Source organism: Aeribacillus sp. FSL K6-3256 (genome assembly GCF_037965805.1).
In the GTDB taxonomy this organism is placed as follows: Bacteria; Bacillota; Bacilli; order Bacillales; family Aeribacillaceae; genus Aeribacillus; species Aeribacillus composti.
Map to the genome: position 1 here is coordinate 3,000,389 of NZ_CP150188.1, position 25,771 is coordinate 3,026,159.

The 25,771-nt window shown below is 38.5% G+C and carries 24 protein-coding genes, 1 pseudogene and 1 CRISPR repeat array; of the genes and pseudogenes, 9 read left to right on the plus strand and 16 right to left on the minus strand.

What is annotated here, in order from left to right:
• Positions 1–469: 469 nt before the first annotated feature.
• The 3 genes from efeO to NSQ84_RS14430 are packed head-to-tail and all read left to right on the plus strand — an operon-like array spanning position 470 to position 4,413.
• Positions 470–1,321 (plus strand): iron uptake system protein EfeO, encoded by an 852-nt coding sequence (gene efeO, locus NSQ84_RS14420; RefSeq protein WP_066250965.1) that lies wholly within the window; start codon positions 470–472, stop codon positions 1,319–1,321.
• A 3-nt stretch (positions 1,322–1,324) separates the two neighbouring features.
• Positions 1,325–2,623, plus strand: a complete 1,299-nt coding sequence (gene efeB, locus NSQ84_RS14425) for an iron uptake transporter deferrochelatase/peroxidase subunit (protein ID WP_063387221.1) — start codon at positions 1,325–1,327, stop codon at positions 2,621–2,623.
• A 32-nt stretch (positions 2,624–2,655) separates the two neighbouring features.
• On the plus strand, positions 2,656–4,413 hold the full coding sequence (locus NSQ84_RS14430; RefSeq protein ID WP_066250968.1) for an FTR1 family protein: 1,758 nt from the start codon (positions 2,656–2,658) through the stop codon (positions 4,411–4,413).
• Between the two features lie 118 nt (positions 4,414–4,531).
• Here the strand turns inward: NSQ84_RS14430 and NSQ84_RS14435 are convergent, their stop codons facing one another.
• The 16 genes from NSQ84_RS14435 to NSQ84_RS14510 all read right to left on the minus strand — a co-directional run bounded on the left by NSQ84_RS14435 (position 4,532) and on the right by NSQ84_RS14510 (position 20,431).
• The gene (locus NSQ84_RS14435) at positions 4,532–5,380 is read right to left on the minus strand and encodes a TIM barrel protein (RefSeq protein WP_066250971.1); all 849 of its coding nucleotides are present in this window, start codon (positions 5,378–5,380) and stop codon (positions 4,532–4,534) included.
• A 38-nt stretch (positions 5,381–5,418) separates the two neighbouring features.
• Positions 5,419–6,063, minus strand: a complete 645-nt coding sequence (locus NSQ84_RS14440; RefSeq protein ID WP_339212017.1) for an SDR family oxidoreductase — start codon at positions 6,061–6,063, stop codon at positions 5,419–5,421.
• 43 nt (positions 6,064–6,106) lie between these two features.
• A complete protein-coding gene (locus tag NSQ84_RS14445) occupies positions 6,107–7,051 on the minus strand; it encodes an LLM class oxidoreductase (RefSeq protein WP_063387217.1) in 945 nt (314 codons plus the stop codon).
• Between the two features lie 132 nt (positions 7,052–7,183).
• Complete coding sequence (gene mnmA / locus NSQ84_RS14450; protein WP_082829590.1) at positions 7,184–8,296, minus strand: tRNA 2-thiouridine(34) synthase MnmA; 1,113 nt, start codon at positions 8,294–8,296, stop codon at positions 7,184–7,186.
• A gap of 82 nt (positions 8,297–8,378) precedes the next feature.
• Positions 8,379–8,813 (minus strand): Rrf2 family transcriptional regulator, encoded by a 435-nt coding sequence (locus NSQ84_RS14455; protein WP_063387215.1) that lies wholly within the window; start codon positions 8,811–8,813, stop codon positions 8,379–8,381.
• A gap of 677 nt (positions 8,814–9,490) precedes the next feature.
• Positions 9,491–10,126 carry a LysE family translocator gene (locus NSQ84_RS14460; protein WP_066250976.1) on the minus strand — a complete coding sequence of 212 codons (636 nt, stop codon included), beginning with the start codon at positions 10,124–10,126 and terminating at the stop codon, positions 9,491–9,493.
• Positions 10,127–10,443: 317 nt separating this feature from the next.
• Positions 10,444–10,806: a CRISPR direct-repeat array (repeat unit 30 nt; unit sequence GTTTCAATTCCTTATAGTTAAGATAAAAAC).
• A gap of 496 nt (positions 10,807–11,302) precedes the next feature.
• A complete protein-coding gene (locus tag NSQ84_RS14465; RefSeq protein WP_314736881.1) occupies positions 11,303–11,500 on the minus strand; it encodes a hypothetical protein in 198 nt (65 codons plus the stop codon).
• Between the two features lie 351 nt (positions 11,501–11,851).
• Positions 11,852–12,205: a n-acetylglutamate synthase gene (locus tag NSQ84_RS14470; RefSeq protein WP_186439329.1), complete on the minus strand. Its 354-nt coding sequence runs from the start codon at positions 12,203–12,205 to the stop codon at positions 11,852–11,854.
• 338 nt (positions 12,206–12,543) lie between these two features.
• Positions 12,544–12,984: a hypothetical protein gene (locus tag NSQ84_RS14475; RefSeq protein ID WP_066250979.1), complete on the minus strand. Its 441-nt coding sequence runs from the start codon at positions 12,982–12,984 to the stop codon at positions 12,544–12,546.
• A gap of 278 nt (positions 12,985–13,262) precedes the next feature.
• Complete coding sequence (glpK, locus tag NSQ84_RS14480; protein ID WP_066250982.1) at positions 13,263–14,753, minus strand: glycerol kinase GlpK; 1,491 nt, start codon at positions 14,751–14,753, stop codon at positions 13,263–13,265.
• Between the two features lie 35 nt (positions 14,754–14,788).
• Positions 14,789–15,616, minus strand: coding sequence for an MIP/aquaporin family protein (locus tag NSQ84_RS14485; RefSeq protein WP_066250984.1), 828 nt, complete (start codon positions 15,614–15,616; stop codon positions 14,789–14,791).
• 297 nt (positions 15,617–15,913) lie between these two features.
• Complete coding sequence (locus tag NSQ84_RS14490; protein WP_066250986.1) at positions 15,914–16,177, minus strand: HPr family phosphocarrier protein; 264 nt, start codon at positions 16,175–16,177, stop codon at positions 15,914–15,916.
• Between the two features lie 24 nt (positions 16,178–16,201).
• Positions 16,202–16,594, minus strand: a complete 393-nt coding sequence (dhaM, locus tag NSQ84_RS14495) for a dihydroxyacetone kinase phosphoryl donor subunit DhaM (RefSeq protein WP_063387208.1) — start codon at positions 16,592–16,594, stop codon at positions 16,202–16,204.
• Positions 16,591–17,220, minus strand: a complete 630-nt coding sequence (gene dhaL, locus NSQ84_RS14500; RefSeq protein ID WP_066250987.1) for a dihydroxyacetone kinase subunit DhaL — start codon at positions 17,218–17,220, stop codon at positions 16,591–16,593. The genes dhaM and dhaL overlap by 4 nt, the downstream gene beginning before the upstream one ends.
• Positions 17,221–17,274: 54 nt before the next feature.
• Entirely contained in the window at positions 17,275–18,270 is a 996-nt protein-coding gene (gene dhaK / locus NSQ84_RS14505) for a dihydroxyacetone kinase subunit DhaK (protein ID WP_339212018.1), read from the minus strand.
• A gap of 115 nt (positions 18,271–18,385) precedes the next feature.
• Complete coding sequence (locus NSQ84_RS14510) at positions 18,386–20,431, minus strand: sigma 54-interacting transcriptional regulator (protein ID WP_339212020.1); 2,046 nt, start codon at positions 20,429–20,431, stop codon at positions 18,386–18,388.
• A gap of 369 nt (positions 20,432–20,800) precedes the next feature.
• On the opposite strand from NSQ84_RS14510, the gene NSQ84_RS14515 reads away from it, so the two are divergent.
• The 6 genes and pseudogenes from NSQ84_RS14515 (at position 20,801) to NSQ84_RS14540 (ending at position 25,768) form a co-directional block, all read left to right on the plus strand.
• Entirely contained in the window at positions 20,801–21,361 is a 561-nt protein-coding gene (locus tag NSQ84_RS14515; RefSeq protein WP_063387204.1) for a glycerol-3-phosphate responsive antiterminator, read from the plus strand.
• A 331-nt stretch (positions 21,362–21,692) separates the two neighbouring features.
• Positions 21,693–23,363: a glycerol-3-phosphate dehydrogenase/oxidase gene (locus NSQ84_RS14520; RefSeq protein WP_339212021.1), complete on the plus strand. Its 1,671-nt coding sequence runs from the start codon at positions 21,693–21,695 to the stop codon at positions 23,361–23,363.
• Between the two features lie 382 nt (positions 23,364–23,745).
• Positions 23,746–24,162, plus strand: a complete 417-nt coding sequence (locus NSQ84_RS14525; RefSeq protein ID WP_063387202.1) for a hypothetical protein — start codon at positions 23,746–23,748, stop codon at positions 24,160–24,162.
• Between the two features lie 23 nt (positions 24,163–24,185).
• Positions 24,186–24,584 (plus strand): hypothetical protein, encoded by a 399-nt coding sequence (locus tag NSQ84_RS14530; protein ID WP_063387201.1) that lies wholly within the window; start codon positions 24,186–24,188, stop codon positions 24,582–24,584.
• A gap of 174 nt (positions 24,585–24,758) precedes the next feature.
• Positions 24,759–25,435: pseudogene (locus NSQ84_RS14535) on the plus strand (pre-toxin TG domain-containing protein); the annotation flags it as partial.
• A complete protein-coding gene (locus NSQ84_RS14540; protein ID WP_261308793.1) occupies positions 25,412–25,768 on the plus strand; it encodes a hypothetical protein in 357 nt (118 codons plus the stop codon). The pseudogene NSQ84_RS14535 and the gene NSQ84_RS14540, both read left to right, overlap by 24 nt.
• Positions 25,769–25,771: the final 3 nt, after the last annotated feature.

The following is a 25,771-nucleotide window of genomic DNA, read 5'->3' on the forward strand; positions in this document are numbered from 1 at the left end:
AAATACGCTAATCGTTGAATTAAAGCTTTTACTGTTGAACAGTTTTTTATTTTAGATAGCGACTTGTCTGGAAAAGTTTTTTAGATAAACGCTTCATAGGTCATCGTGAAAATGAAAACAATCCAAGCGACAGCCATGGAACTTTTCATTGTCAAAATCAGATTATTATGATGCGGTGAAAACAATGAAACGTTGTGTTGACCAAACATTGATTAAATGGTTTTTCGTCATAATCAAATATATGAAACTGAAAGACTGAAATTCTGGAAGTATCTTAACATTTGCATTTCGAGGATGTTAGTCATTCAATATTTTCATGCAGTAAAACGTATAGGCTTATCTAGCGAGCAATATTGACATACAATTTTCACCTTTAAGTTCTAGTAACAGGGAAAAAACTATTGAAGTTGATTTTCATTCCCAATATAATTGAGAATGAAAATCATTAATTTGAGGGGTTGTTGATCGCATGAAGCGCTATAAATTGCCTGTCATATTATTTTTATCAAGCAGTTTGTTGTTTAGCTGTTCCCAATCAAATGAAAGTTCAACAACGGAACCGGCAAAAAAAGAGACAGCGAAAGAAAGCTCCCAAGTTGAATTAAATCAAATATCTACAGATTATCGCACGTTTGCGATCGCTGAAATAGATGAATTTGTTAAAAAGACAGAAGAGTTTGCCAATGCAGTGATCGCTGGGGATGTGGAAAAAGCAAAAGAACTTTATGCGCCGGCTCGCATGCACTATGAGCGTTCTGAACCGATTGCTGAAGCGTTTGCAGAACTCGATCCGAAAATTGACGCTCGTGAAGGTGATGTCCCTGATGCAGAGTGGGGAGGTTATCACCGGATTGAAAAGGGACTCTGGGTTGAAAATACGACGAAAGGCTATGAAAAATATGCTGAGCAGCTTATAAAAGATGTGAAGCTTTTGCGCGCAAAAGTTGAAACTGTCGATGTGACACCCGACCTTTTGATCACCGGCGCAGTCGACCTTTTAAATGAAGTTTCAACATCAAAAGTTACAGGGGAAGAGGATCGTTATTCCCATACAGATTTATACGATTTTGTTGCCAATGTTGAGGGTGCTGAAAAGATTTATGAATTAATGAGCCCTGCCCTTAAGGAAAAGGATGAGGCGCTCGCTAAGGAAATCGAACAGCGGTTTCAAGCAGTTTATGCACTTCTTGACAAATATAAAAAAGGCGACGGGTATATTTCATATACTGAGCTAACCAAGGATCAAGTAAAAGAATTGAGCCAATCGATCAATGAACTGGCAGAGCCTCTTTCTAAACTAGGGGTTGTACTGGAGGGATAGCCAATGTCTGAACCTGATAAAAAAGAAACGACATCTGTCTTTAACAAGAACGTATCAAGACGAGATGTGTTGAAGGCTGCGGGCATCGGAGGAGTCGGCGTGCTAATCGGTGCATCCGGCATTGGTGGAGCGCTAGCATTGGCTGACGTGTTGCCGACCTCTCAAAAAAAAGAAAATACAAATGCGGTTGTTCCGTTTTACGGAAAACATCAGGCAGGCATTGCAACTGAAGTGCAAAACCACATTTATTTTGCTGCATTTGACGTGACGGCTGAAGGCAGAAACGAGCTTATTCAGCTTTTTAAAGAATGGACGAAGGCTGCCGCAGCTATGACAGAAGGCAAATCGGTTGGAGATCCAGCTAATAATAAATACCTTCCTCCAGATGATACGGGGGAAGCTGCAGGACTTAATGCGTCAAATTTAACCATTACTTTCGGCGTCGGCCCGACGCTTTTTACAAAAAACAATAAGGACAGATTTGGTTTGCAAAAAAAGCAGCCGGATGAACTAAAAGAACTGCCGAAGTTTCCGCTTGATTCATTGGAAGAGCAGTGGACAGGCGGAGATCTTTGTATTCAAGCATGCTCGGATGATTTGCAGGTTGCCTTCCATGCGGTTAGAAATTTAGCGAGAATTGCCCGCGGCAAAGCGGTTCTTCGCTGGGCACAGGCCGGCTTCCAGCGTACAAAGCAAGCGAGTCCGAAAAAGGAAACGCCGCGAAATTTATTTGGCTTCAAGGATGGAACAGTGAATCCAAATGTGAAAAATTCTGCTGAAATGAATCAATACGTTTGGGTGCAGCCCGGTGACGGACCTGATTGGCTCGTGAACGGAACGTATTTAGTAGTAAGGCGGATTCAAATGTTTATCGAAGTTTGGGATCGGACTACTTTAAAGGAACAAGAAAATACGTTTGGCAGATATCGGGATTCAGGTGCATACCTTGGGCAAAAAAATGAGTTCGATCCGCCGGATTTTGAAAAGAAGGATGAAAACGGAGAATACTACATTCCAATGACCGCCCATGTTCGAGTCGCTCACGGTGACGGAAAACAGAAAATTTTGCGCCGTTCTTATTCATATGCGGATGGAATAGATGCAAAAACTGGAACATTTGATGCCGGATTATTGTTTATCAGCTTTCAGCGCAGCATAAGCAAGCAATTTATCCCAATTCAAAAGCGGCTTTCGCAAATGGATGAATTAAACGAATATATCGTCCATCGAGGAAGTGCCGTATTTGCCTGTCTTCCTGGAGTAAAAAAAGGCGGATATATTGGAGAAACGTTATTTTCATAATCCCTTTCTCTCTTTCATAGGAGTTGAAGCTGATGTATAAAAAATTAGGGCTTATTGCCTTCACAATTCTTTTCACAATGGGTATTTTCTCAAATAAAGCCGTAGCCGCAGAGAACCTTGATGATTTATATGTTTTGATAGGCGATGCCATCATGAAAACAAAGGAAGCGAACTGGGATGTCGTACAGGACAATTTGGAACAATTCTCACAGCAATGGAACGAAGTAAAAGCTGTTGATAGCAAAAAAACAGCTGAAGTCGATAAACAGTTAAAAAATGCGAAAAACGCCCTGGCTCAATCTGAAAAAGATGCAACGAAAATAAGTGAAAATTTGTCCGCTTTATCAAAAGCGCTTACTTCGTACGAAGAAGAACAAAATCCGACAGATCCGCAAAAAGAAAAAGAAAAGCTAAAACAGATGTATCAATTTATTGATGAAATCGAAAAAATGATTCAAAACAATAATTTTGATCAGGCGGCCATGAAATATCAGCAATTACTTTCCACTTGGACGGCAAACGAGAACATTGTTCGTACCGAAAGCGTTGTTTCGTATGGCGAAATTGAAACACAGCTTGCTTTGTTAAGAATTTCACTGACGCAAACTCCGCCTGATCGAGAGAAGGCTTTAAAGAGCCTCAAGGATCTGACAGCTTCTGTTGAAAATTTTTTAAGCGGGAAAAATGCGGGAAAATCCGCTGGAAATGAATACACATTAAGTGATGTAACAGATTTATTGGAAAAAAGCGTACAGTCGCTAAAAGATCATAACCCATCCGAGGCATCAGAACATTTAAACAAAATATTGCTTATATGGCCGGTAGTTGAAGGGGAGGTTCGGACAAAAGACTACTCCCTATACAATCGCATGGAAACTGAAATTCCCTCCGCAATCAGTTTATTGCAGTCTGACAATAAAAACGTAGAAAAAGCTCAAACGATGATTAGTGAATTGTATGATTCCCTTCAGCTCATCGCAGCCAAAACAAGCTATACGTATATAGATGCTATGCTTATTTTACTGCGTGAGGGATTTGAAGCTCTTTTAATCATCGCCGGTTTGCTTTCATTTTTGAAGAAAACGAATCATGCCGACAAACAAGGTTGGATTTGGATCGGCGTTTTGTGCGGCATCATTTCTAGTGCTATTCTAGCTGTTGTCATGAACATGTTTTTCTCCAAAATAACTGTTGCCGGAAGCCGCGAATCGATCGAAGGAATCGTCGGCATCACTGCTGTTGTAATGATGCTGACGGTTGGCGCTTGGCTTCACAAAAAGTCAAATATCGCCCACTGGAATCAATATATTAAAGAGCATCTCGGACACGCATTGGCAAAAGGAAGCTTGTTTTCCATGGCCTTGCTAAGTTTTCTCTCAATTTTTCGCGAAGGTGCCGAAACAATTATTTTCTATGCCGGAATGGCTCCGTCGATGGAAATCAGCCAGTTAATTTTAGGAATCGCTATCGCCATGGCGATCTTAGTGATCCTCGGGTTTATTATCATCCGCTTTAGTTCAGCGATTCCCGTCCGGCCGTTCTTTATGGGCGCAACGCTGCTTATTTATGTATTATCATTCAAAATGCTCGGAATCAGTATTCATGCCATGCAGATAGCAAACACGCTGCCAACACATTCATTGCCGAATGTTCCTTATATTGAACCAATCGGTTTCTATCCGACGATTGAAACAGTAGTGCCGCAGCTGCTTCTTATTCTTATCATCATCGGCGTAACGATGTATGTGAAAAAAACGGCTGTAAATGAAAAGGCAGTTGTTGAAAAATAAAGGATCTTAAAAGCTTCAATAAAAAAATGTACTTCGGTGAATACCGCAGTACATTAGCTGAATGCACGAGGTGCTAGTTGAACTTATTATTGTTCGACTAGCACCTCAATATTTTTCATTATGGAGTTAATTTTAAATCCGCCCAGTGCGGGTGTGCCTCAACTCTACGCTCCATATCACGGAACGCATTGAGTGAACGTCTCAGCTTACTATAAGCGTCGCCGCCTTCACTCCAACCTAAGTAGCCGATCATTCCGTTATAACCGATCTTTTTTAACTGTCCAAGCAACGCAAAATTATCTAACTCCCCAACATCCAAAGGCTCGATTGTTGCCACTCCGCCAAAACCGTGCGGATTGCGGCTGCTGCCGGACATGTTTACTTGTTTTAAGTAAGGAGCTACCGCTTGAATCGTTCCTTTTAGATTTGTTCCATCTGCCGCATACCAATGGTAGCCGCAAAAGACAATTCCAAGATTAGAATGGTTCAGGCGTTTGCATAGTCTCACTGCATCTTCATGGCGTTCAATCCAGAAGGATAGATGCGTGTAAAGCAAAATGTTAATATTTCTTCGTTCGGCAATCTTCAATGCTTTTTCCAGCCATTTTACTGCGATGTCGTCCCCTTTTGGATCTGAAGGGCGGATATGCTCTCCGACAGATTGAATCGCCAGCTCAACCGTGCTGCACCCTTCCATAATCTCCAGCATCTTTAAAATGCCTGCATTTCTTGGATGGTCCTCGCCTAGTGAAAGATCTAACACAACGTACACGCCTGCGACGTCCAGCCCATATTTCTCCTTAACGTTTTTGAGCTTTTCTACATCTCTCCATCGCTCTCCGTGCCAGACGGATAAATGGGTTGCGTCATAGCCAATTTCCTTTAACATTTCACATCGAGCTTCAAAACTATAAATACCCATTGAATTATAGAAAGCAAAATCCATTGCGTAAAAAGGGTAAGCCATTTTCTAATTTCTCCCTTCCTTTTCCATTGAACGGTACATTACAGTGATTTCAACGCTTCGCTAATTTCTTTATCTCCTGACATTAAATCGAATGCTTTTCTATACGTATTTGGTTCATCAAGAGCTTGAACAATCGTTCTTGCTACATCCTTCCGAGGAATGTAACCAACAGGTAAGTTTTCGGCTGCGGTAACCAGTCCTGTACCTTTTTCATTCTTTAGATAACCAGGACGAATAATCGTATAATTTAGGCCGCTATTCATCAACACACGGTCGGCATAATGTTTGGCGACATAATATGGCTTAAGGTTTTCCGGCCAGTTCTGACGATTATGGGCTTGGAATGAGCTCACGATAACAAAACGTTCAATTCCGATTTTTTCAGCAGCCTCCATGGCTTTTACAGCGCCGTCTAAATCTATCAGCAATGTTTTATCAGCCCCTGTGTGTCCCCCTGAACCAGCTGAAAATACGATCGCATCGCAGCCTTTGGCCGCTTCGGCAATTTCATCGACAGTGCCTTCCAAATCAGCGAGCACCGCTTCAATTCCTTTTTTCTGAAAATCCTCCAATTGCTCTTGCTTTCGAACCATTGCACGAACAGAATGCTGTTCATGCGCATGAAGCATATTTACTACTTGTTGTCCTACTTGCCCGTTGGCTCCAATGACCAAAACTTTCATCATATCCATCCTTTCTCATATTGATGGTTTTTAAATTTTCTTATCATGTTAAAGCAGGGAAATGCGGAAGCACATACTCGCCTAATTCTTCAATCACTTCTTCGACTGGACGCTGTCCATATTTTAAGTTGATGATGACATGGTTCACACCTGCATCCTGTAAAGCTCCAAGAAATTCGATTACGAAATTTCGTCCCGTACGGAATCCAAGATGTATCGGAATTGGTACATGATTTGGATCTTCCGTTAAGTCAATGTAAAGAGATTGGGAAAATGGCTTAAATTCTTCTGTTAGCGAACGCCAATTATCGATTAATGCTTTTTGAAACTTAATTCCACGCGGATAGTATATCCATCCATCACTATGTTCAGCAATCCATTCAGGAGATTGTCCACTGTGACCTGTTACCATTAATGGTATATCTGACAATTTTGGTTTTGGCAGCATATCTCCACTTGTCATATGCACTCGTGTCGTGTTAATCGTCGGAAAATGGTCACGCCAAACCTTTCTTATAGCAGCTACTGATTCTCGGAATAATTCGCTCCGTTCTTCTGGATTCACAGAAAATGCTGGAAACTCGATTGGACGGTCACCAGTTGCGACGCCGAGAATGAGTCTTTCACCAGATAATCTGTCTACAGAAGCTGCCGCTTTTGCCACATGAAGTGGGTGACGCAGCGTTAAAATAATGCTTCCAGTTGCTAAAGCAATCTTATCGGTGTGAGCCGCAACATACCCTAAATACGTAAACGGATCATACATTTGTCCAACATCTCCGAAATTTGGATCGCGCAGCGGCACATCTCTCACAAACAATGAAGCGAAATTCAGCTCTTCTGCTCGTTTTGCCAGCTTCATTTGCTTTTCGATATTCATCTCAGGGACGTCTCCCATATACGATTCAATCGGAAAGAACAGCCCTAAAGTCAGTTTGTTCTCTTGATACATGCGTGAATACCCTTTATGATTTTTAAATTTTTCCATTGTTTTTACCACTCCTTAAGAAAAGGTGGGCCGTATATAAAGGAAAGGCCCTGTTTAAAATAATTTGTTTTACAGATATGAACAATATTTATAATTTGTACAAAAACATATATTATATCTGTAACGAACTTTTTATGATGCAGCCGCGGCAATAGCAGCATCGTCTTTTATCACTTTGTCAATAATGGCGCTGCCAAGACAAATCTCACCTTCATAAAATACCGCTACTTGCCCTGGTGTCACAGCCTTAACTGGTTTTTCAAATTCTACAAACACCGTTCCATCCGGACGAATATGGACACGCACCTTTTGATCCTCTTGACGGTAGCGGAATTTAGCTGTACATGCAAACGTACTAAGACGAACATCCCCATTTATCAAGTTCAGGTTTGATGCAATCAGTCCAGTAGAGAACAATGCCGGATGGTCTTTGCCTTGAGCAACAAGTAAAACATTGTTGTCTAAATCTTTATCGACGACATACCAAGGTTCTCCTGTTCCTTTGCCGCCGATGCCAAGCCCTTTTCGTTGGCCGATTGTGTAATACATTAAACCATCATGAGTACCGAGCACTTCTCCATCAAGCGAACGAATTTCTCCAGGCTGTGCCGGCAAAAAATTCTTTAAAAAGTTTTTGAAATTTCGTTCTCCAATAAAACAGATTCCGGTACTATCTTTTTTATTGGCGGTAATAAGGTTCAATTCTTGGGCGATTTTTCGCACCTCACCCTTCGTTAACTCACCCAGCGGGAACAGAACTTTAGACAAATGGTCCGATGTTAGCTGGCTAAGAAAATACGTTTGATCTTTATTCGCATCTTTTCCACGCAGCAAGGTGATTTGGCCATTTTCTCTGTTGATTCTTGCGTAATGACCCGTTGCGATATAATCCGCATCAAGTGAAAGAGCATAGTCAACAAACGCTTTAAATTTAATTTCAGTATTGCATATTACATCTGGATTCGGTGTTCGGCCTCGCTTCAGCTCATCCATGAAATACGTAAATACACGATCCCAATATTCTTTTTCAAAGTTGACGCCATAGTAAGGAATCCCGAGTTGGTTGGCAACTCGTTTAACATCTTCATAATCCTCAGCTGCCGTACATACACCATCATCATTCGTATCATCCCAGTTTTTCATAAATACCCCGATGACGTCGTACCCTTCTTTTTTAAGAAGATAAGCAGCTACAGAGGAATCCACTCCTCCAGACATTCCGACGACTACTCGTTTTTTCTTCATCATCATTCACCTCCTTAAACTGAAACGTTTTTGATTACAGTTTTATTTAAAAAAAATTTTTGCCGCAACAAACTATTTTGTTTCAGGCATGAAACGAACTTTTTGAGCTATTATTATGAATTTCATTAATGATATCTTGGACCGTCACACCTTTTAAATAGTTTAAAAAATGTTCTTCTGCATTATGAAAAATACGAATGAGTACATCTGACAGATGTTTGCCTATTATACAGTTGTCATTGGAATCGGGACATTTCGGCACAAGCGTTTCCTCACTAGTGATTCTAAAAATTTTGTCTAACGTAATTTGTTCAGGCTGAGCGTTTAACGAAAATCCGCCCTTTGCCCCTTCTTTAGAAGCAATTATATTTTCTTTTCTTAATATGCTTAAGATTTTTCTTAATCTTACTGGGTGGACAGAAACACTTTGAGAAATGTCTTCACTGGTTACTCGCTGATTTTGCTTTTCAGCCAGATACGCAACGCAGTGAACGGCAATCGAAAAATCGCTATTCATATTGAACCTTCCTCCTAAGTGTAATAATAATGATTACAGTTTATATTGTCAACTTAAAATTACTTCTTTTCATCAGCCGCAAATAAAAAATTCGGATCATTGGCCTAAACTTAGTGTCGAGTAGTAATGATAATAAGCGATATAAAGCTCATTAGAAAAAAACAAAAATTAGCATTTTAATCATGATTCCATTCAACTATATGAGCTGCGATTGCTGAAGCTTTGCCAGAGCATCGATTCATTTCCAAACGATCAAAGTTAGTCATGTACAGTGTTTACATGTAGCGCAACGATTAAAAAATTCTTTGTAAAAAATCTTCACATTAGCAGAAACCTTTTGCTATTTCATTATAGACATGATCGATAGATTTACTATACAATTATCTGCTCATTGTGTCTATATAGACTGACATCAGAGAGCAACCTGCTAGTTAAGAAAGAATACTATCAAAACAAATACTCCTCTTTGAAAAGATGAATCTCAAAGAGGAGCAGAGAGCTTTCATTTTATTTTTCCACGCTTATCCAGTTGGCGGTATTTAGAGTTCCATAAGTACGGAAAGTTTTATCTTGCTTCAGTCCGAGTAATCTGCTTCCAATCTGGTGCAAAAATTACGGAATTTCAATACGGTTTTCGCCTAGTTTATGCTTTTGGTTGATGCAAACCCCGTCTAAATTTATTGAGACGCTTTCGTTTGAAATAATTTTATACCTAATCCTATAAAAATAATCCCCGATAATTTGTTTAATAGGTTTGCTATTTTTGTGTTTTCCCTTAGTTTTTCGGTTGCGAATGAAGCAAAATATGCAACGATTAAACACCAAAGAGTGCCTGTAATAATAAACGAAATTCCTAAAATCATAAAGGGAATGGGACCGTAAGGATTGTCTGTCATAATAAATTGCGGGAGAAAAGAAATAAAGAATAACGCCACTTTTGGATTTGTAACATTGGTTATAACTCCCTGCATATAGATCTTTTTGAATTCTAAATGCTGTAATGCTGAAGCTTCAAATGCTAGGGATGAATGTTGAAACAACATTTTTATACCAAGATAAACCAAATAAACAGCACCCATTATTTTAATTGCAGTAAATAATACAATAGATTTTGCTAAAATAATAGACAAACCAAAAGCAGCTAATAAAGTGTGGATGAAAGAACCCGTTGAAATTCCAAGTACAGAGTAAATACCTGCTTTTCTGCCTTGTGATATACTTCTGCTAATAATATACATAGTGTCAGTGCCAGGGGTTAAATTCATAAATATGGCCATAAGTAAATAAATTCCGTAACCAGTTATTCCAAACATCTGTACAGCCCCTTTTCCACTTAATTCACTAACAGCCGTCGCCGATGAAGTCGTTCAGAACTCTTCGGTTCGACTAACCTGCCCATAGTGGAACAACTCTACTCCTTTTTGATTAAAGCATCCGTAACTTTAAGTATATTTCACCGCAAACTAAAACATAGAGATACATTTAACATAGGTATTCAAATTAATATGTAATGGACCTACTCAACAGGTTAGTTAAGCTGAATTTTTACCCTTCTTTTCGTGGGACCCTTGTTTTGAATTTTAATAATGGAAAAGTCGTCAATTTCAGTTGTGTTTCGTTTTGGAAAATCGTTTCAATTCCTTATAGTTAAGATAAAAACTGACGATCGAACACAAACCGGTCGGTCGCGGTAGGGAGTTTCAATTCCTTATAGTTAAGATAAAAACCCAGCAATTCCAACAATTTATTAATTATGTCAAAACGTTTCAATTCCTTATAGTTAAGATAAAAACAAATAAACCTACTAAACCTACATGTCTTGAACATTTGTTTCAATTCCTTATAGTTAAGATAAAAACCGATAGTCATAGCTTAGGGAAAACATATCATTTTGTGGTTTCAATTCCTTATAGTTAAGATAAAAACGCTTTCGACACGTCGCTTTCGTCGCCGGGCGTCGCGTGTTTCAATTCCTTATAGTTAAGATAAAAACCCCAAAAAACGTTGATGTTAGTATGTTTTCTAAATAATGGCGGATGTTGGTTTTAATTATAACGAACATGGAAAATTTTCACAATGGCCCATTATTCTGCTGTTTCTTTCAAAAAACAGCTGTCGTCGATCTCCAGGGATTTTTACACGATTGGAGGGCGACGACTTTTTTCACACTTGGGTGATGTGATGTACTGCGTTTGTTTCAAAATTCATACCAGAAAAAATATCGTCATTGTTTTGAAACTAAACCTTGCCTTCTTCAGCTAGCCTGCCAATTAGTCAATCATGAAGAGAGCTTCACCACAGATAAAAAAGTTAGTCCGCTTTTCCATCGGAGTTAAATACGTCTAAATGTTTCCAAAGAAAAAACAACATCTGGTAAAAAGCTTTTTTTGCTGATGCTTCGTTATATTTTAAAGAGAATGGGTCGCTGAATCCATGTTGTCCATTCAACTTATGAACCTCAACATTATGCTTGTTTTCTAAAGCTAAAATTAACTCATCAACATTAAATAATTTTTCTTCTTCTGGAAAGAACAGCAATGCCGGGCATTGAGGCGATATTTCCATATAATTTCTAATACGGAACCATAATATCCAATAATTCCATCAACAAGTCGTTCTTCACTACATAGCCATGCAACGGCTGCTCCTGCACTGAATCCGGCGACAAATATGTTTTTTATATCCATCCTTAATCTCCGATAACAAACTTTTAATTATGACCAAAGCGTTTGTAAAACCTATGTTCTCCATAAAATTAAAGTAAGCATCTTCCTCTTGAGAATAATCAAAAGGAGTTTCCTGTTCTAACATAATCGAACAGAAGACATCAAAGTCGAATTTCAGATAATGATTGACAAACATGTTTCATATGTTGATTGATTCCATAAATTTCGTGAACAAGATAATTGCAGCATCAGAATCTTTTTGTGTGCTAATCATTATTGCTCCTCCACCAAAGCTGTTGCACCTACTTTAAATTCTCTTTTCACTTTTTCATCACTATACTGCCGGCGACGCAGCAATCTTTATTCTTCAACTCAAGTATTATTTTCAACAACTTCTTCAATAATTGAATTTCCTTCCGTTTCCTTATCATCGAGCCATTTCCAATTCTCATACAGTCTAATTCGCCCATCTGGTAAGATTTTTGGAGTAGAAGTACATTTTCCACCCCTAATCTCGTTTTTGATATTCATATGGTTATACCTAAACTCTAAGCATCCATCTTCTTTTACTATCCCAATTAAAAATCCTTTTATAATTTCTCCACCGCTATACGTTGCTGAGATTATATTTCCTTCTTGTTTATATTCAAAAAGCGTTTCTGAAGAAACTTCTCCATTATCTGTATTTTCAATTGAAACAAACTTGCGGCCATTATAATTTATCACAAACAACGCTCCTCTAATTTTTAATTTTCACTATTTTACCACATATTTTATCCTTTTTTAGCCATCAAATTTATTTTCTCATGTTCAACTATTTCACAAGGGATACTTTGAGAAATACTTAATCAGATTTTCTAGTGCGGAATCTGTCAAAAAGGGATTCCTACATTCAGCAGGAATCCTTGATACATCCAATGCCGAACTTAAATTTTAGTACAAGAAGGCGGGGTTATCGCTCTGCCTTTAGCTTCTCCGGATTCCTTCCTTTCGTTCCCCCGAGTTCAGCAGAAGTTAAAAGTAGATCTCCATTTTTGATACCGCTTTTACTTTTAATGAAAAAATTATTCTTGAGTTAAATAATTGAAATGTTTATCAGTGATATATGTTAGATCAATTCCAAAATTCATCTTATTTAAAATAGGTTTAATATATTCTATTAAATGTGCACCAGCCTCAAAATGATCAGGAAATTTACTAATATAAAATGAATTGTTATTGTCACAATTTGGCTTATGCTCCACTAATCCTTCAATTACTTCAATAATTCGACCGACAATATTTTCTTCTAATTTTTCCTCTGAAATTATTACAGTGTGGATATAATTCTCCGCGCCTTCAAATGAATTTTCATCCTCTATTTCCTTTAAATTTGGAAAATCATCCAAAACACTTGGTCTTCTGTAATCTAAAATCAACAGCATACAGATAGTTTCATTATCTTGATTATCTATACGAAACAATTCTAGATCTCGCAATTTTAGCATTCTTACCAATTTGAACATTAAATATCATCTTTCTAACTTTGGATTCCTTTTTCATTGAAGTATACTAAAGAATTTAGAATAACTATACTATACTTCATATAAAATTATATCCGTAAGTTAGAGTAAGCTGAATACACTTTGAGATGAATAACTTATACCGAGAAAAAATTTTTTATGGTTTTTCCGCAACTTTGATCGTCTCAGAAATAAGGAATAATGCTCACTGATTTACCTTCCATACATATAAAAGAGGTGCACTTCATATCAAGTGCACCTCAACAATTGACTGAGAACCTTTATTTAAAAGCCATCGCAGCTTTTACAGCTTTTTGCCAGCCTTCATATAATTTGTTACGTTTTTCTTCATTCATAGATGGTTCGAATGTACGGTCAATGTTCCATTGTGTCGCGATCTCTGATTGATCTTTCCAATATCCTACTGCCAAGCCGGCTAAATAAGCCGCTCCAAGAGCAGTAGTTTCATTGACAACAGGACGTTCAACAGGGACACCTAACAAATCGCTCTGGAATTGCATTAGAAAATTATTTTTTACTGCCCCGCCATCTACACGCAAGGTTTTCAAGGAAATACCCGAATCCGCTTCCATAGCAGTCAGCACATCTTTTGTTTGATAGGCAAGGGACTCTAAAGTTGCACGAACAAAGTGTTCTTTTTGCGTTCCCCGTGTCAAACCAAATATAGCTCCTCTAACATCGCTGTCCCAATACGGTGTTCCTAGCCCGACAAACGCCGGTACTACATATACACCGTCTGTGGATTCTACACGTTCTGCATATTGTTCGCTATCAGCAGCATTTTTTAACATACGAAGTCCATCTCTTAACCATTGAATGGCAGATCCTGCAACAAAAATACTTCCTTCTAAAGCATATTCCACTTTTCCGTTTAATCCCCAAGCAATCGTTGTTAATAGTCCGTGGTTAGAAGCAACAGCTTTTTCGCCCGTGTTCATAAGCATAAAGCAGCCCGTACCGTACGTATTTTTCGCCATGCCTTCTTCAAAACAAGCCTGACCGAATAGTGCTGCTTGCTGATCTCCAGCCGCTCCAGAAATCGGAACTTCCTGCCCAAAGAAATGATACGGAACTGTATGTGCATAAATTTCTGAAGATGGACGTACTTCCGGAAGCATGGATTTAGGCACGGTTAAAATTTCTAACAGTTCATCATCCCATTTCAGCTCATGAATATTGAACATTAATGTTCTTGAAGCATTTGAATAATCCGTCACATGCGCCTTTCCACCCGAGAGCTTCCAAATTAACCAAGTATCAATTGTTCCGAATAAAAGCTCTCCTCTTTCCGCTTTTTCTCTAGCCCCTTCAACATGATCTAATATCCATTTGACTTTTGTTCCTGAAAAGTATGCATCAATTAACAGACCTGTCTTTTCACGAAATGTATCATTTAATCCCTTCGCCTTTAACTCCTCACAAATATCTGCCGTTTGCCGTGATTGCCAAACAATGGCATTATATACCGGCTGACCTGTGTTTTTATCCCAAACAACCGTTGTTTCGCGTTGGTTCGTAATTCCGATGCCTGCAATTTGCTCAGGTTGTATTCCTGACTCAGACAAGGAAGTGGCGATGACGGATAAGATGGAACCCCAAATTTCATTGGCATTATGCTCTACCCAGCCTGGTTTAGGAAAATATTGCGCAAATTCTTTTTGTGAAATATGAACGATTTCCCCTTTTTTATTAAAAATGATCGCACGTGAACTTGTCGTTCCTTGGTCTAGAGCTAAAACATATGTTTCCATTTTCTTCACCTCATTATTTTATTAAAATTATAAACTTAAAGTGTTGCTTTCGTTTTCTTATAGACATTCAAGCTTTGTTCTTTATTACTTACTAGCGCTGCCACAACGATAGCTGCTACAACAATTGTGAAAATCCAAAAAGCAGAGGTACTGACTCCTTCAAAAGCCCATTTATAAAATAACGCTCCATACGTTCCCCCAATAATCGGCCCTACAACAGGAATCCAAGCATAACCCCAGTTAGAGATTCCTTTACCTGGAATCGGCAGAATAAAATGAGCAATTCTCGGACCTAAATCACGGGCAGGATTGATGGCGTAACCCGTAGTTCCGCCTAAGGAGAGACCTATTGCAACGATGAGAAATCCAACAATGAACGGGTTCATTCCTTCTGCAAATTTATTCGCTCCAAGTGCCAACAATCCAAGCAACAAAATGAATGTACCAATAACTTCACTTAAAAGATTCGCTGCAGGATTTTTGATTGCAGGATCTGTTGAGAATACGGCTAATTTTGCACCTTGGTCATCGGTCGCTTGCCAGTGGGGCAAATAGTGCAAATAAACGATCACAGCACCGATAAATGCACCAATCATTTGGGCAATAATATAGGTCGGTACATCACTCCATGGGAAAGAACCGATTGCAGCTAATCCGATGGTTACAGCCGGATTAAGATGGGCTCCGCTAAATTGACCTACAGCATATACCGCCATCGCTACGGCAAGACCCCATCCCATCGTAATAACAATCCAGCCTGAATTTTCAGCTTTTGATTTTTTAAGTACAACACCGCCGACAACTCCACCCCCAAAAACAATCAAAATCATCGTGCCAATTAACTCACCTAAAAATGCAGACATCAAAGTTTCCTCCTTTTTCATATATTTGTTATCTCTTGCGAAAAGACTACAATTTTGGTCAATAAAAAAGATCCGCAGCAAATTCCCCCCTTAGTATGCAGGCTGCATACAGGGAATTACTGTGGATCTCCATTTCTCCATCACAAATATTAACTTGATTTCAGATTATTACAAAAAGAAAGCGTTGTCAATCACTTTTTTTGAATTATGATATTATTTGTTTTGAAGTAAGTTCTAGGAAATGGGACCCATGAACCTAATATGAATTTTTGCAACAATTCAAAAGCAAAGGCTTGATTACGATTCTTTACCTGATTGGAGAAAAAAATCAATAAACGCTAATGCGTCTTTCTCATCTTCTCCATCAGTCATCACTTTGATCGTCTGTCCCTCCATTATGGCAACGCTCATAAGCTGAAGAATACTTTTCGCGTTAATCCTTCTGTCGCCGATCATTAACTCAACCTTGCTTTTATACTGGTTTACTTTTTTCACAAAATCTGCTGCTGGTCTGGCATGCAGACCATTTTCAATGGTCACAGTAATCTCTTTTTCGATCATTGAGTTCACTCCTAATTTTTCTCGCTAGTCATTGATTTTGACAAGTTCCTTTGCACTCTCGCCAGCTCGAACGACCTCTTCAATCGAGCTTCCCAAACCAGCCTCAACGACCGCTGCATAAGCTCCTTCTACGAGAGGAGCATCGGCTATTATAATGTTTTCATTGTTCTCTAGCATCTCAATAGCCATTTCAGCATTAATGAGTGCACTCCCTAAATCAAACAAAACGACAACGCCTTTCTCAGAATAGACTGATTCAATTGCTTCCTTAATGTCTAATGCATTTGTTCCGATATCGCCTTCAACCCCTCCAGCGATGGCTACAGATACTTCAGGTTGAACTTGATTCAGAAGCTTTTTTAGGCCGCTTACAATTTCATAGCTGTGTGAAATTAAGACAAGACTTACATATTTCATTGGGCCACCTCTCCTTCTTCGAACAATTCAGCTAAGGAAGCAAACAATAAATACGATGAAGCTGCCCCAGGATCAATATGACCAATAGAACGCTTTCCTAAATAAGCCGCACGGCCTTTCTTTGCCTCAAGCTCTTTTGTGACGTCCATTTTCTCTTTAGATAAATCAGTAAGCTCTTTAGAATGAATCGTTTCACGATTTTTCATATACTCAATGACAGGCTCCCAAACATCGATCATCGTTTTATCTCCTACTTGTGCCTTTCCCCTAACTTTTAACCCATCCAATGATGCTGCTAATGCCTCAACTAAAGCCTTTATATCAACTTCTTTTTTACCCTTTAAAGCAAGAGAAGCTTTCATGAAAGCTGTTCCATATAACGGACCTGAAGCTCCGCCTACTTTAGCAATTAAAGTCATGCCAACATCTTTAAACAAAGAACCAAGATCATCATATTTGCCTTCTGTAATTTTCTTGACGGTTTCCTGAAATCCTCGTGCCATATTTAATCCATGGTCTCCATCGCCAATTGCTTGATCCAGCTCCGTTAAATACTCCTTATTTTCCTGAATTTTATCGTTAAAAGTCATGATCCATTTTTTAGCCTGTTCAACGTCAAATGTCATTGATCATCTCTCCTCATATTCCTTCTATAGACAGACTGCAAGAAAGCGAGATTGCTATTTTTTGAATGCGATTGTATCCGCTTGTTCGTCTAACAACTCAATGAGTTGATCGTCTAATTTTAATAACGAAATAGAGCAGCCAGCCATTTCAAGCGATGTCATAAATTCACCAACAAACGTTTCATGTATATAAATGTTCTTATCCTTTAGGACCTCAGAGACTTTTTTGTTCATAATATATAATTCCATTAATGGTGTTGCACCTAAACCGTTAATCATGACCGCAACCTTGTCGTTTTCCTCAAGTTTTAAGTCATCTAAAATTTTTTCAAGAAGTATTTGTGCGATTTCATCCGCTGGCTGGATTTGTGTTTTTTCAATGCCAGGTTCTCCGTGAATCCCCATTCCAATTTCGATTTCATTTTCTCCGAGCTCGAAGCCAGGTTTTCCTGCTGCTGGAACAGTGCATGGAGTTAAGGCCATTCCCATTGACCGCACATTTTCCACAACTTTCTTAGCTACTGCTTCTACTTCTTTTAGCGTTGCACCCTTTTCCGCTAATGCACCGGCAATTTTATGAACAAAAACCGTACCTGCTATTCCCCGCCGGCCTGTCGTATATGTACTATCCTCCACAGTTACATCATCATTCACAACCACTTTTGCTACGTTGATTCCTTCTGCTTCAGCCATTTCGGCAGCCATTTCAAAATTCATAATGTCGCCAGTGTAATTTTTAATAATCAATAACACCCCATTTCCGCTATCAACCGCTTGAATCGCCTCAAAAATTTGATCTGGGGTTGGGGAAGTGAACACTTCTCCACATACCGCTCCGTCTAGCATTCCTTTACCTACATAACCAGCATGTGAAGGCTCATGACCGCTTCCTCCACCGCTAACCAAGCCAACTTTTCCTTGAATAGGTGCTTCTTTTCTTACGATTACGTTTGTATTTGGCAATCTCTTCATTCGATTAGAATGAGCCGCCACCATCCCTGCTAACATGTCTTCAACTACTTGATTAGGATCATTGATTAATTTTTTCATAGACATACCTCCTCTTAACTTTGCACTTTTTATTAATGCAAAAATGATGCCAACAACGAAAGCGCTTTACGGATGCGTTTTCATATTTTTGTGCCGAGTTCATTGGGAAAAAATATCAATCCATTTGATACTTTTTCCCAACTAAATGCTCCAATCCATATTCTCTTATTTTTTTAGCTGCCGTTTTATGAGTGATCCCAAGCGCTTTCGCTAATTGGTTATAGCTTGGGTAATATTGACAAGCAAACGAAAAAATTTGTTTTTCATATTCTTTGAAGGTCAGCACTTCGTTGCCAAAATTGATACTCTGTTTCTGCATTATTTTTTTATTTTCTTGACATTGAGGGTTCGAGATGTAGTAAGGTAAATCCTTGCATCGCAAAATTTCTTCATCTGCGAGATTAAATAACCGTTCAATTACATTTTGTAATTCTCTAATATTTCCTGGCCAATGGTAACTGCACAATGCTTCCATAAATCCTTTTTCATACCCTTTGATATTTTTTCCCAATCTAGCATTCAATTGTTTTCGAAACGCCTCCACCAAAAGGGGAATATCTTCTTTTCTTGCCCTTAAAGGCGGCAGATGAATTGGGACAACATTCAACCGATAATAAAGATCCTCGCGAAAATTGCCCTCATCTACCATTTTTTTGAGATCACGGTGAGTCGCGGCAATTACCCTAACATCAAGCTGAATGGGCGCATATCCGCCAATTCTTTCCACTTCCCTTTCCTGCAGCACACGTAAAATTTTTGCTTGCAAATCCAAACTTAAATCACCGATTTCATCTAAAAAAATCGTACCTTTATTAGCGAGTTCAAATTTTCCTCGATGTGTTTTATACGCTCCTGTAAAGGCTCCCTTTTCATAACCAAATAATTCGCTTTCCATTAATTGAGGAGGGATGGCTGCACAATTCACTCGAATAAATAGGTTATTCTTTCTGTCGCTTGCTTCATGAATAGCCTTAGCAACAAGTTCTTTCCCTGTTCCGCTTTCTCCTGTAATAATCACTGTCGAATTTGTTTTTGCAACCTTTGCGGCGATTGTTAAGGAATCTTTTAATGTCTCGCTGTTTCCTATAATCTTATGAAATGCCTCATCAAATCCTTGATGTTTGGACAGCTCCATTTCCAAATATTTTGTTCTTTGCTCCATTAGATCAATTTTTTCGAGGAGCTTTTTAATATCATCGAAAGGAGTCATGGTGGCGACTGTTCCGCGAAATTCATCGTCAACGAAAATAGGATTTATTTTTGTAATATAACTAGATTGTTGGTTTACTTGAATTAGTTTCATAATCTGATTTTGAGTGCTTTTAATATTTTCCCACTCGTGTTGGCCGATTATTGATTGAATGTTTGGGACACTGTTTAATTTTTTTAACAAAACATCCATTTCATCATTTTTGTATATAAAATTTCCATTTTTATCTGTTAATCCGATTAAATCTGAGACAGATTTTAAAACAAGATTTAATCGCTGCTGCAGCTCTTTTACTTCATTCAATTCTTTACTGATTTTCTCAATGGTAGATATATCTTGAAAAATAGCAACAGCCCCAATCGTTTTTCCATTAAAAATAATTGGCGAACGGGTTGTTAACAATGTATGATGGTTGATTTCTTGCTTTTTGGATAATTCCATTTTTCCTGTCTTCAGTACTTCATGCAATCTTGAATGGGGAATCACTTCGTCAGCGCGTTGATTGATAAGCTCATGAGGATCTTTTTCCAAAAGTTTTGCTGCAGCTGCATTGACATAAGTGATGATATTGTCGCTATTCACAACGACGATTCCATTCGGTAAAGCAGATATGGCCTCATGAAGGGTAATGGAATTTTCCATGAGAAGTCGATCTGTTTCTGCTTGCTGGGAATCTTCAAGATCCGTTTGTTCAAAAAAATCTTTTATCTGCTGGACGATTTGATCGTCTATTTTTTCTTCAAAATGCAGGATAAATTCCTCTCCTTGTCCAATCTTTAAGGACACTAAAGATAATAGATTATTCACTTGAACTTTTTTATCCTGATAGAGAACGTACGTCTTTTTTAATATCTCTTTATTTTGTATGAGATTTTGAAGCAGCGAAATAAAAGCTGCTGCCATCCGGACATGAAGACCGTTCTTTTTGTACACTGTTAATTTAATGAACATGAAATCCCCTCCTTTTTCCATTTTAATATACTTGTTAACAGGATTACTGGAAAATTTTTTGAAAAAGATAGTAGTTATGAATCTCACGATTAAAAAATTTTTTTCACCCTGTAAACGATCATGCGTGGATGTTCTCATTGCTTTGACAGCGCTTTTGTTTATGGTACAATTATTAATAAGTTAATAAATTGTAGCGGAGAGAAGGAGATCCACATCAATTCCCTTTAGTCGTTTGGATGAAGGGGTGTTTTGTTGTGGATTTCTTTTTTTCTAGAGACTTGAAGCAAAGACCTCTTCTCTGTTTCAATTAAGTTTGAAAGCTGAATTCACACTGATTTTTTGCCAATAATAAAAAAGGTGGAACGAACAATGGAATATAAAGATCAAAAAATTATTCCAGCGATTCGCAATATGAAGGATTTTGAAATTTTTCTTCAGAGTTCCTATGCATATGGTGTGTTATTAGATGTCCATATTGCCCAGTTGAAAAATATCGTCAATATTTCTAAGCAGCATTGTAAAAACTTGTTATTGCATGTTGATTTAATACATGGTCTTAAAAATGATGAATACGCAACCGAATATTTATGCCAGTCCTTCAAGCCCTATGGACTGCTTTCGACAAAAGCAAGTGTCGTTTTGAAAGCGAAACAAAAAGGCGTATTGGCCATTCAACGAGTTTTTCTCATTGACTCAAACGCTTTAGAAAAAAGCTATTCCTTATTAGAAAAAACAAAACCCGATGTGATTGAGGTTTTACCTGGCGCCATGCCGAACATTATTGCTGAAATTCATCAACGAATTCAAATCCCGATCTTTGCTGGTGGATTTATCCGCAGTATTGACGATGTCAACAATGCTTTACAAGCTGGTGCTGCAGCCGTGACAACATCCAATAAGCAATTATGGAAAGAATTTGAACAGTCATAATTTATTTTGAATGGCTACCCAATTTTTCGATGCTTTAGGTTTTGGCGGCAGTTTTAGACATTCAGTTTCAGAAACGCTGTAGAAGACATGAAAGACGCAAGCCATCTTCATCAACTGAATAAAGAAAAGTTCATTATGGGGAAAAGCTTTGAATTTTAAATTCGCATACAAAAGAATTTTCAGAAGATGAAGAATATGCTATAATACATTCAAAGTTAATATTCGGTTGGAGACAAGGAGAGACCACATAGCATTACGTCTGTAGAAGAAGCGTAGTGTGTATGTGGTCTCTTTTTTTAGGACTTTTGACGGATCACAGGAGGAATAACAAATGAACAAAAATGTATTTGCTTATCAAAGACAAGAAATATTAAAAGACGTCGATGGAAAACAGTTTGATGTCATCATTATTGGCGGTGGTATTACAGGTGCAGGAATTGCACTTGATGCAACAACACGTGGAATGAAAACAGTTTTATTTGAGATGCAGGATTTTGCAGCAGGAACCTCAAGCCGTTCCACGAAGCTTGTGCACGGAGGCCTCCGTTATTTAAAACAGCTGGAAGTGAAGTTAGTCGCTGAAGTTGGGAAAGAACGCGCTATCGTCTATGAAAATGGCCCGCATGTAACTACACCTGAATGGATGCTTCTTCCGATTTATAAAGGAGGAACATTCGGTAAATGGAGCACATCCATTGGACTGAAAATTTACGATTACCTTGCTGACGTGAAGAAAAGCGAACGAAGAGCGATGTTGAATGCGAAGCAAACTATTGATAAAGAACCTTTATTAAAACAAGATGGATTATTAGGCGGAGGATATTATGTCGAATATCGAACTGACGATGCCCGCTTGACGATTGAAGTTATGAAAAAGGCAGTCGAATGCGGTGCAAAAGCGATTAACTATGCAAAGGTAGACGAATTTATTTATGAACAAGGCAAAGCCGTAGGTGTAAAAGTTGTTGATCAATTAACAGGAGAATCATATCAAGTGTTCGCAAAGAAAATTATAAATGCAACAGGCCCTTGGGTCGATACGTTACGGGAAAAAGATCACTCTTTAAAAGGAAAACATTTGATTTTGTCAAAAGGAATTCACCTTGTTTTTGACCAAAGCCGATTCCCATTAAAACAAGCGATCTATTTTGATACACCTGATGGACGAATGGTGTTTGCCATTCCGCGTGATGGAAAAACTTACGTTGGCACAACAGATACTTTCTATGATGGGGATATTGCACATCCTAAAATGACTGTTGAAGATCGAGATTATCTTATTAAGGCCATTAATTATATGTTCCCAACGGTCCATATCACCGTGGAAGATATTGAATCAAGCTGGGCCGGGCTCAGACCATTAATCCATGAAGAAGGAAAAAGTCCTTCTGAAATATCACGCAAAGATGAAATTTGGACGTCTGATTCAGGTATTATTACCATTGCTGGCGGAAAATTAACAGGATACCGTAAAATGGCAGAAACGATCGTTGATCTTGTTGCCAAATTATTAAAAGAGGAAGAAAACGAAGCATTTTCCCCTTGCAGAACGAAAAACCTGCCGATTTCGGGAGGAAATTTCGGAGGTTCAACAAATTTTGAATCGTTCGTAACTAAAAAAGTTGAACAGGGAGAAAAATTGGGATTTAGCAGAAAACAATCGGAAAGATTGGTCCGATTATATGGAACGAATGTAGACCGGGTGTTTGAACTGGCAGTTGATTTAAAGAAAGTAAGAGATGAGTTTCAATTACCGATTGATGTTTTAGCCCAGCTTCAATATGGTTTGGAAGAAGAGATGGTCGTAAAACCGGAGGACTTCTTTATCCGGAGAACGGGATCGTTATTTTTTGAAATTCATTCAGTTCACCAATGGAAGGAATCCGTTATTCAATATATGGCGAAAAACTTGGAGTGGACAGAAGAGGAGCAAAACCGTTATCGCAAAGAATTAGAAACATATCTGCACGACGCCGTCACGCCTGTTGATGAAAAACAATAATAGACAAAATATATTATGGCTGCAAAGGCTTTTATTATCCGGTTATTTGAACGAAAAGGAAAAAGTAGCCGAATTTTGACAGCATCCCCCTATAAGGAGACAGTAAATATGCATCAATTTACTGTTTACTTATGAGGGGATTTTTTTCGATAATGGTGGTGTTTAACTTTGCACCGGTTATTTCTTAAATTCGTAAATACAAAAAATCATATTAAAGAAAGCTTATTATGTAAAAAGTTTTTAAGAAGTGGATGTCGCAAAGTAATGCAAGGTCTAACTTACAACAGTTGTATCAAGCATTTCACATCCAGTGCACCCCAACAATTGACATAGCCTGACCAATCTGAAAAATTCAATCCCTGACCGGCAAATGGGATCTGCCATGGAAGGGATTGAGAACGTTAAAGTTCCGCCCGAAAACACCAATGGATTGGAGAATAAAGTTCGAGCTTATCTGAGTGAGAAGACGGGGTTAAATCTAGGCGAAGGTAAAGCAGGCAACGATGGCGTTGAACTTAGCATTAAGGGTACTGGCAAAACAGTTGATGATTTAATTAAAGTTGCTAAGCCTGGAAGAGCAACAAAAGGAAGAACTATTCAGTATGAGTTATCTGGTGGATTTAGTGAAGCAATGAATGACTTTCACTCGTTGGGACCCAAAATTACTAAGGATACGCCTGACCTCAAAGTCGGTATTTTAAAGGATGGAAGAACAGTCATTGTTAGAAAGAGAAGTAGTGATGGCCGTCCTACACTTGAAATTCAAGATGGCAAGAAGAGAATAAAGTTTCGTTACTAGAAAACAAATATGGAGGAAGTTTTATGGAACAATGGGAAAGATGGATACCGCTAGATGATATACCTTCAACAATTTATAATGATATGCTTTTGGATGGTAAAGATGGTGTTATTTTAGAATTTAGTGATGAAAATGGTGAAAAAAAAGTTGTAGTGAATTTTAAAGAAGGAGTATTATCGTTTAGAAATACTGATGAAGGTTCGTTATTAGAAACGCTAAACTATTTAGATCAATATTACGGTACAGATTTTTATAGTGATTGGTCTTTATTTAAAGTTAAAAACTCAGAATACTTGAAATGGTTTCATAAAGAAAGTTGCGGTATATACGAGTCAAGAGAGGTAGAACATTATGTATTTTTAACTTCTAATGATGTAATTGAAATATTATCAATATATCCTCCTAGTATTACGGTAAAGTAATTTTGTTATAGTGTGTGAAGCAAGGTTCCCTAATACATCGATAAATAAACAATCCGCTTGAACAAAAAGTTCAAGCGGATTGTTTATTCCTCAAGGAGCGCTTCGAATAAACTATATAGAGCAATGCCCTATACAATGCGCGCGGACCTTGCTTTCCTAGGAGATTCCCTCTTTTTAGCCATGGAGATTCCCGGCATCGGTTCCGCCGCCATCCGCGAGCTTACAGACGAACTGATTCATTGGCTCGACCGCTATGGAGAAAAGCTGAATGAAGCGGAGGAACTGCTGTATCAGACGGCCGCGTCCATCAGACAGGCAGACCAAACGCTCGCGGACAACATAAAAGAATTCGGTCTGGAGCTTCTTGGCTGGTATGACTTGCATCGATTGTTTGGAGAATACGACCCGATTACTGGAGAACGGATATCCGGATGGGACCGCCTAGTTGCGGGAGGAATGTTATTGTTGTCCGTCATTCCTCCAGCCAAAGGGGCAGGAATCGCTGGAAAAGCGGGGGTCAAAGGAGCGAAAGCGGCCGGGATAGCAGCGGATGTTTCGAAATTGGTCCCGCAAATGAAATATGTTCTCCGCTATGATAAAATGATGTCTGTCTTCAAGCGGCGTACCTCCAAGTCGTGAAAGCGCCGATTACCAAAACGCTGCGATATTTTAAGAAGCAATGGGATGACCGTCTTACCAGCGTTTCGTCTGTCCAATGGCAGCCAGCCTTGGCGGGAATTGGTCCAGCGTCCCGCGCATGGATGAGCAAGGCTAAGGAAGAAGTAAAAGAAACTGCGATTAACATGATTGGCAAAACTGGGGATGAGGTGGACGGTAAGGGTACGGGTAAATTTAGTAAGTATGATGTAGGATTATATAAAGAAATAAAAGGTGTACCGAGGTTAGATGCACATCATGTTGGACAAAAAGCAATTATGAAAAAATTCATTCGAAATTATGATCCAAATAATGCACCAGCAATATTAATACCAAAAGCTGGACATACAAGAAAAGGTCCTAGGGGAATAGTTTCGAGAAGTTCAAAAGGAATTGAGAGTGTAAGACAATTATTAGCAAGAGATATAATGGAGTTAAGAAGAGTATATCCAGACATTCCTAATTCTCAACTTCGAAAATTAATTGAATTAAATAAACAATTGTATCCAGAGATGAGAAGGAGATGAGAT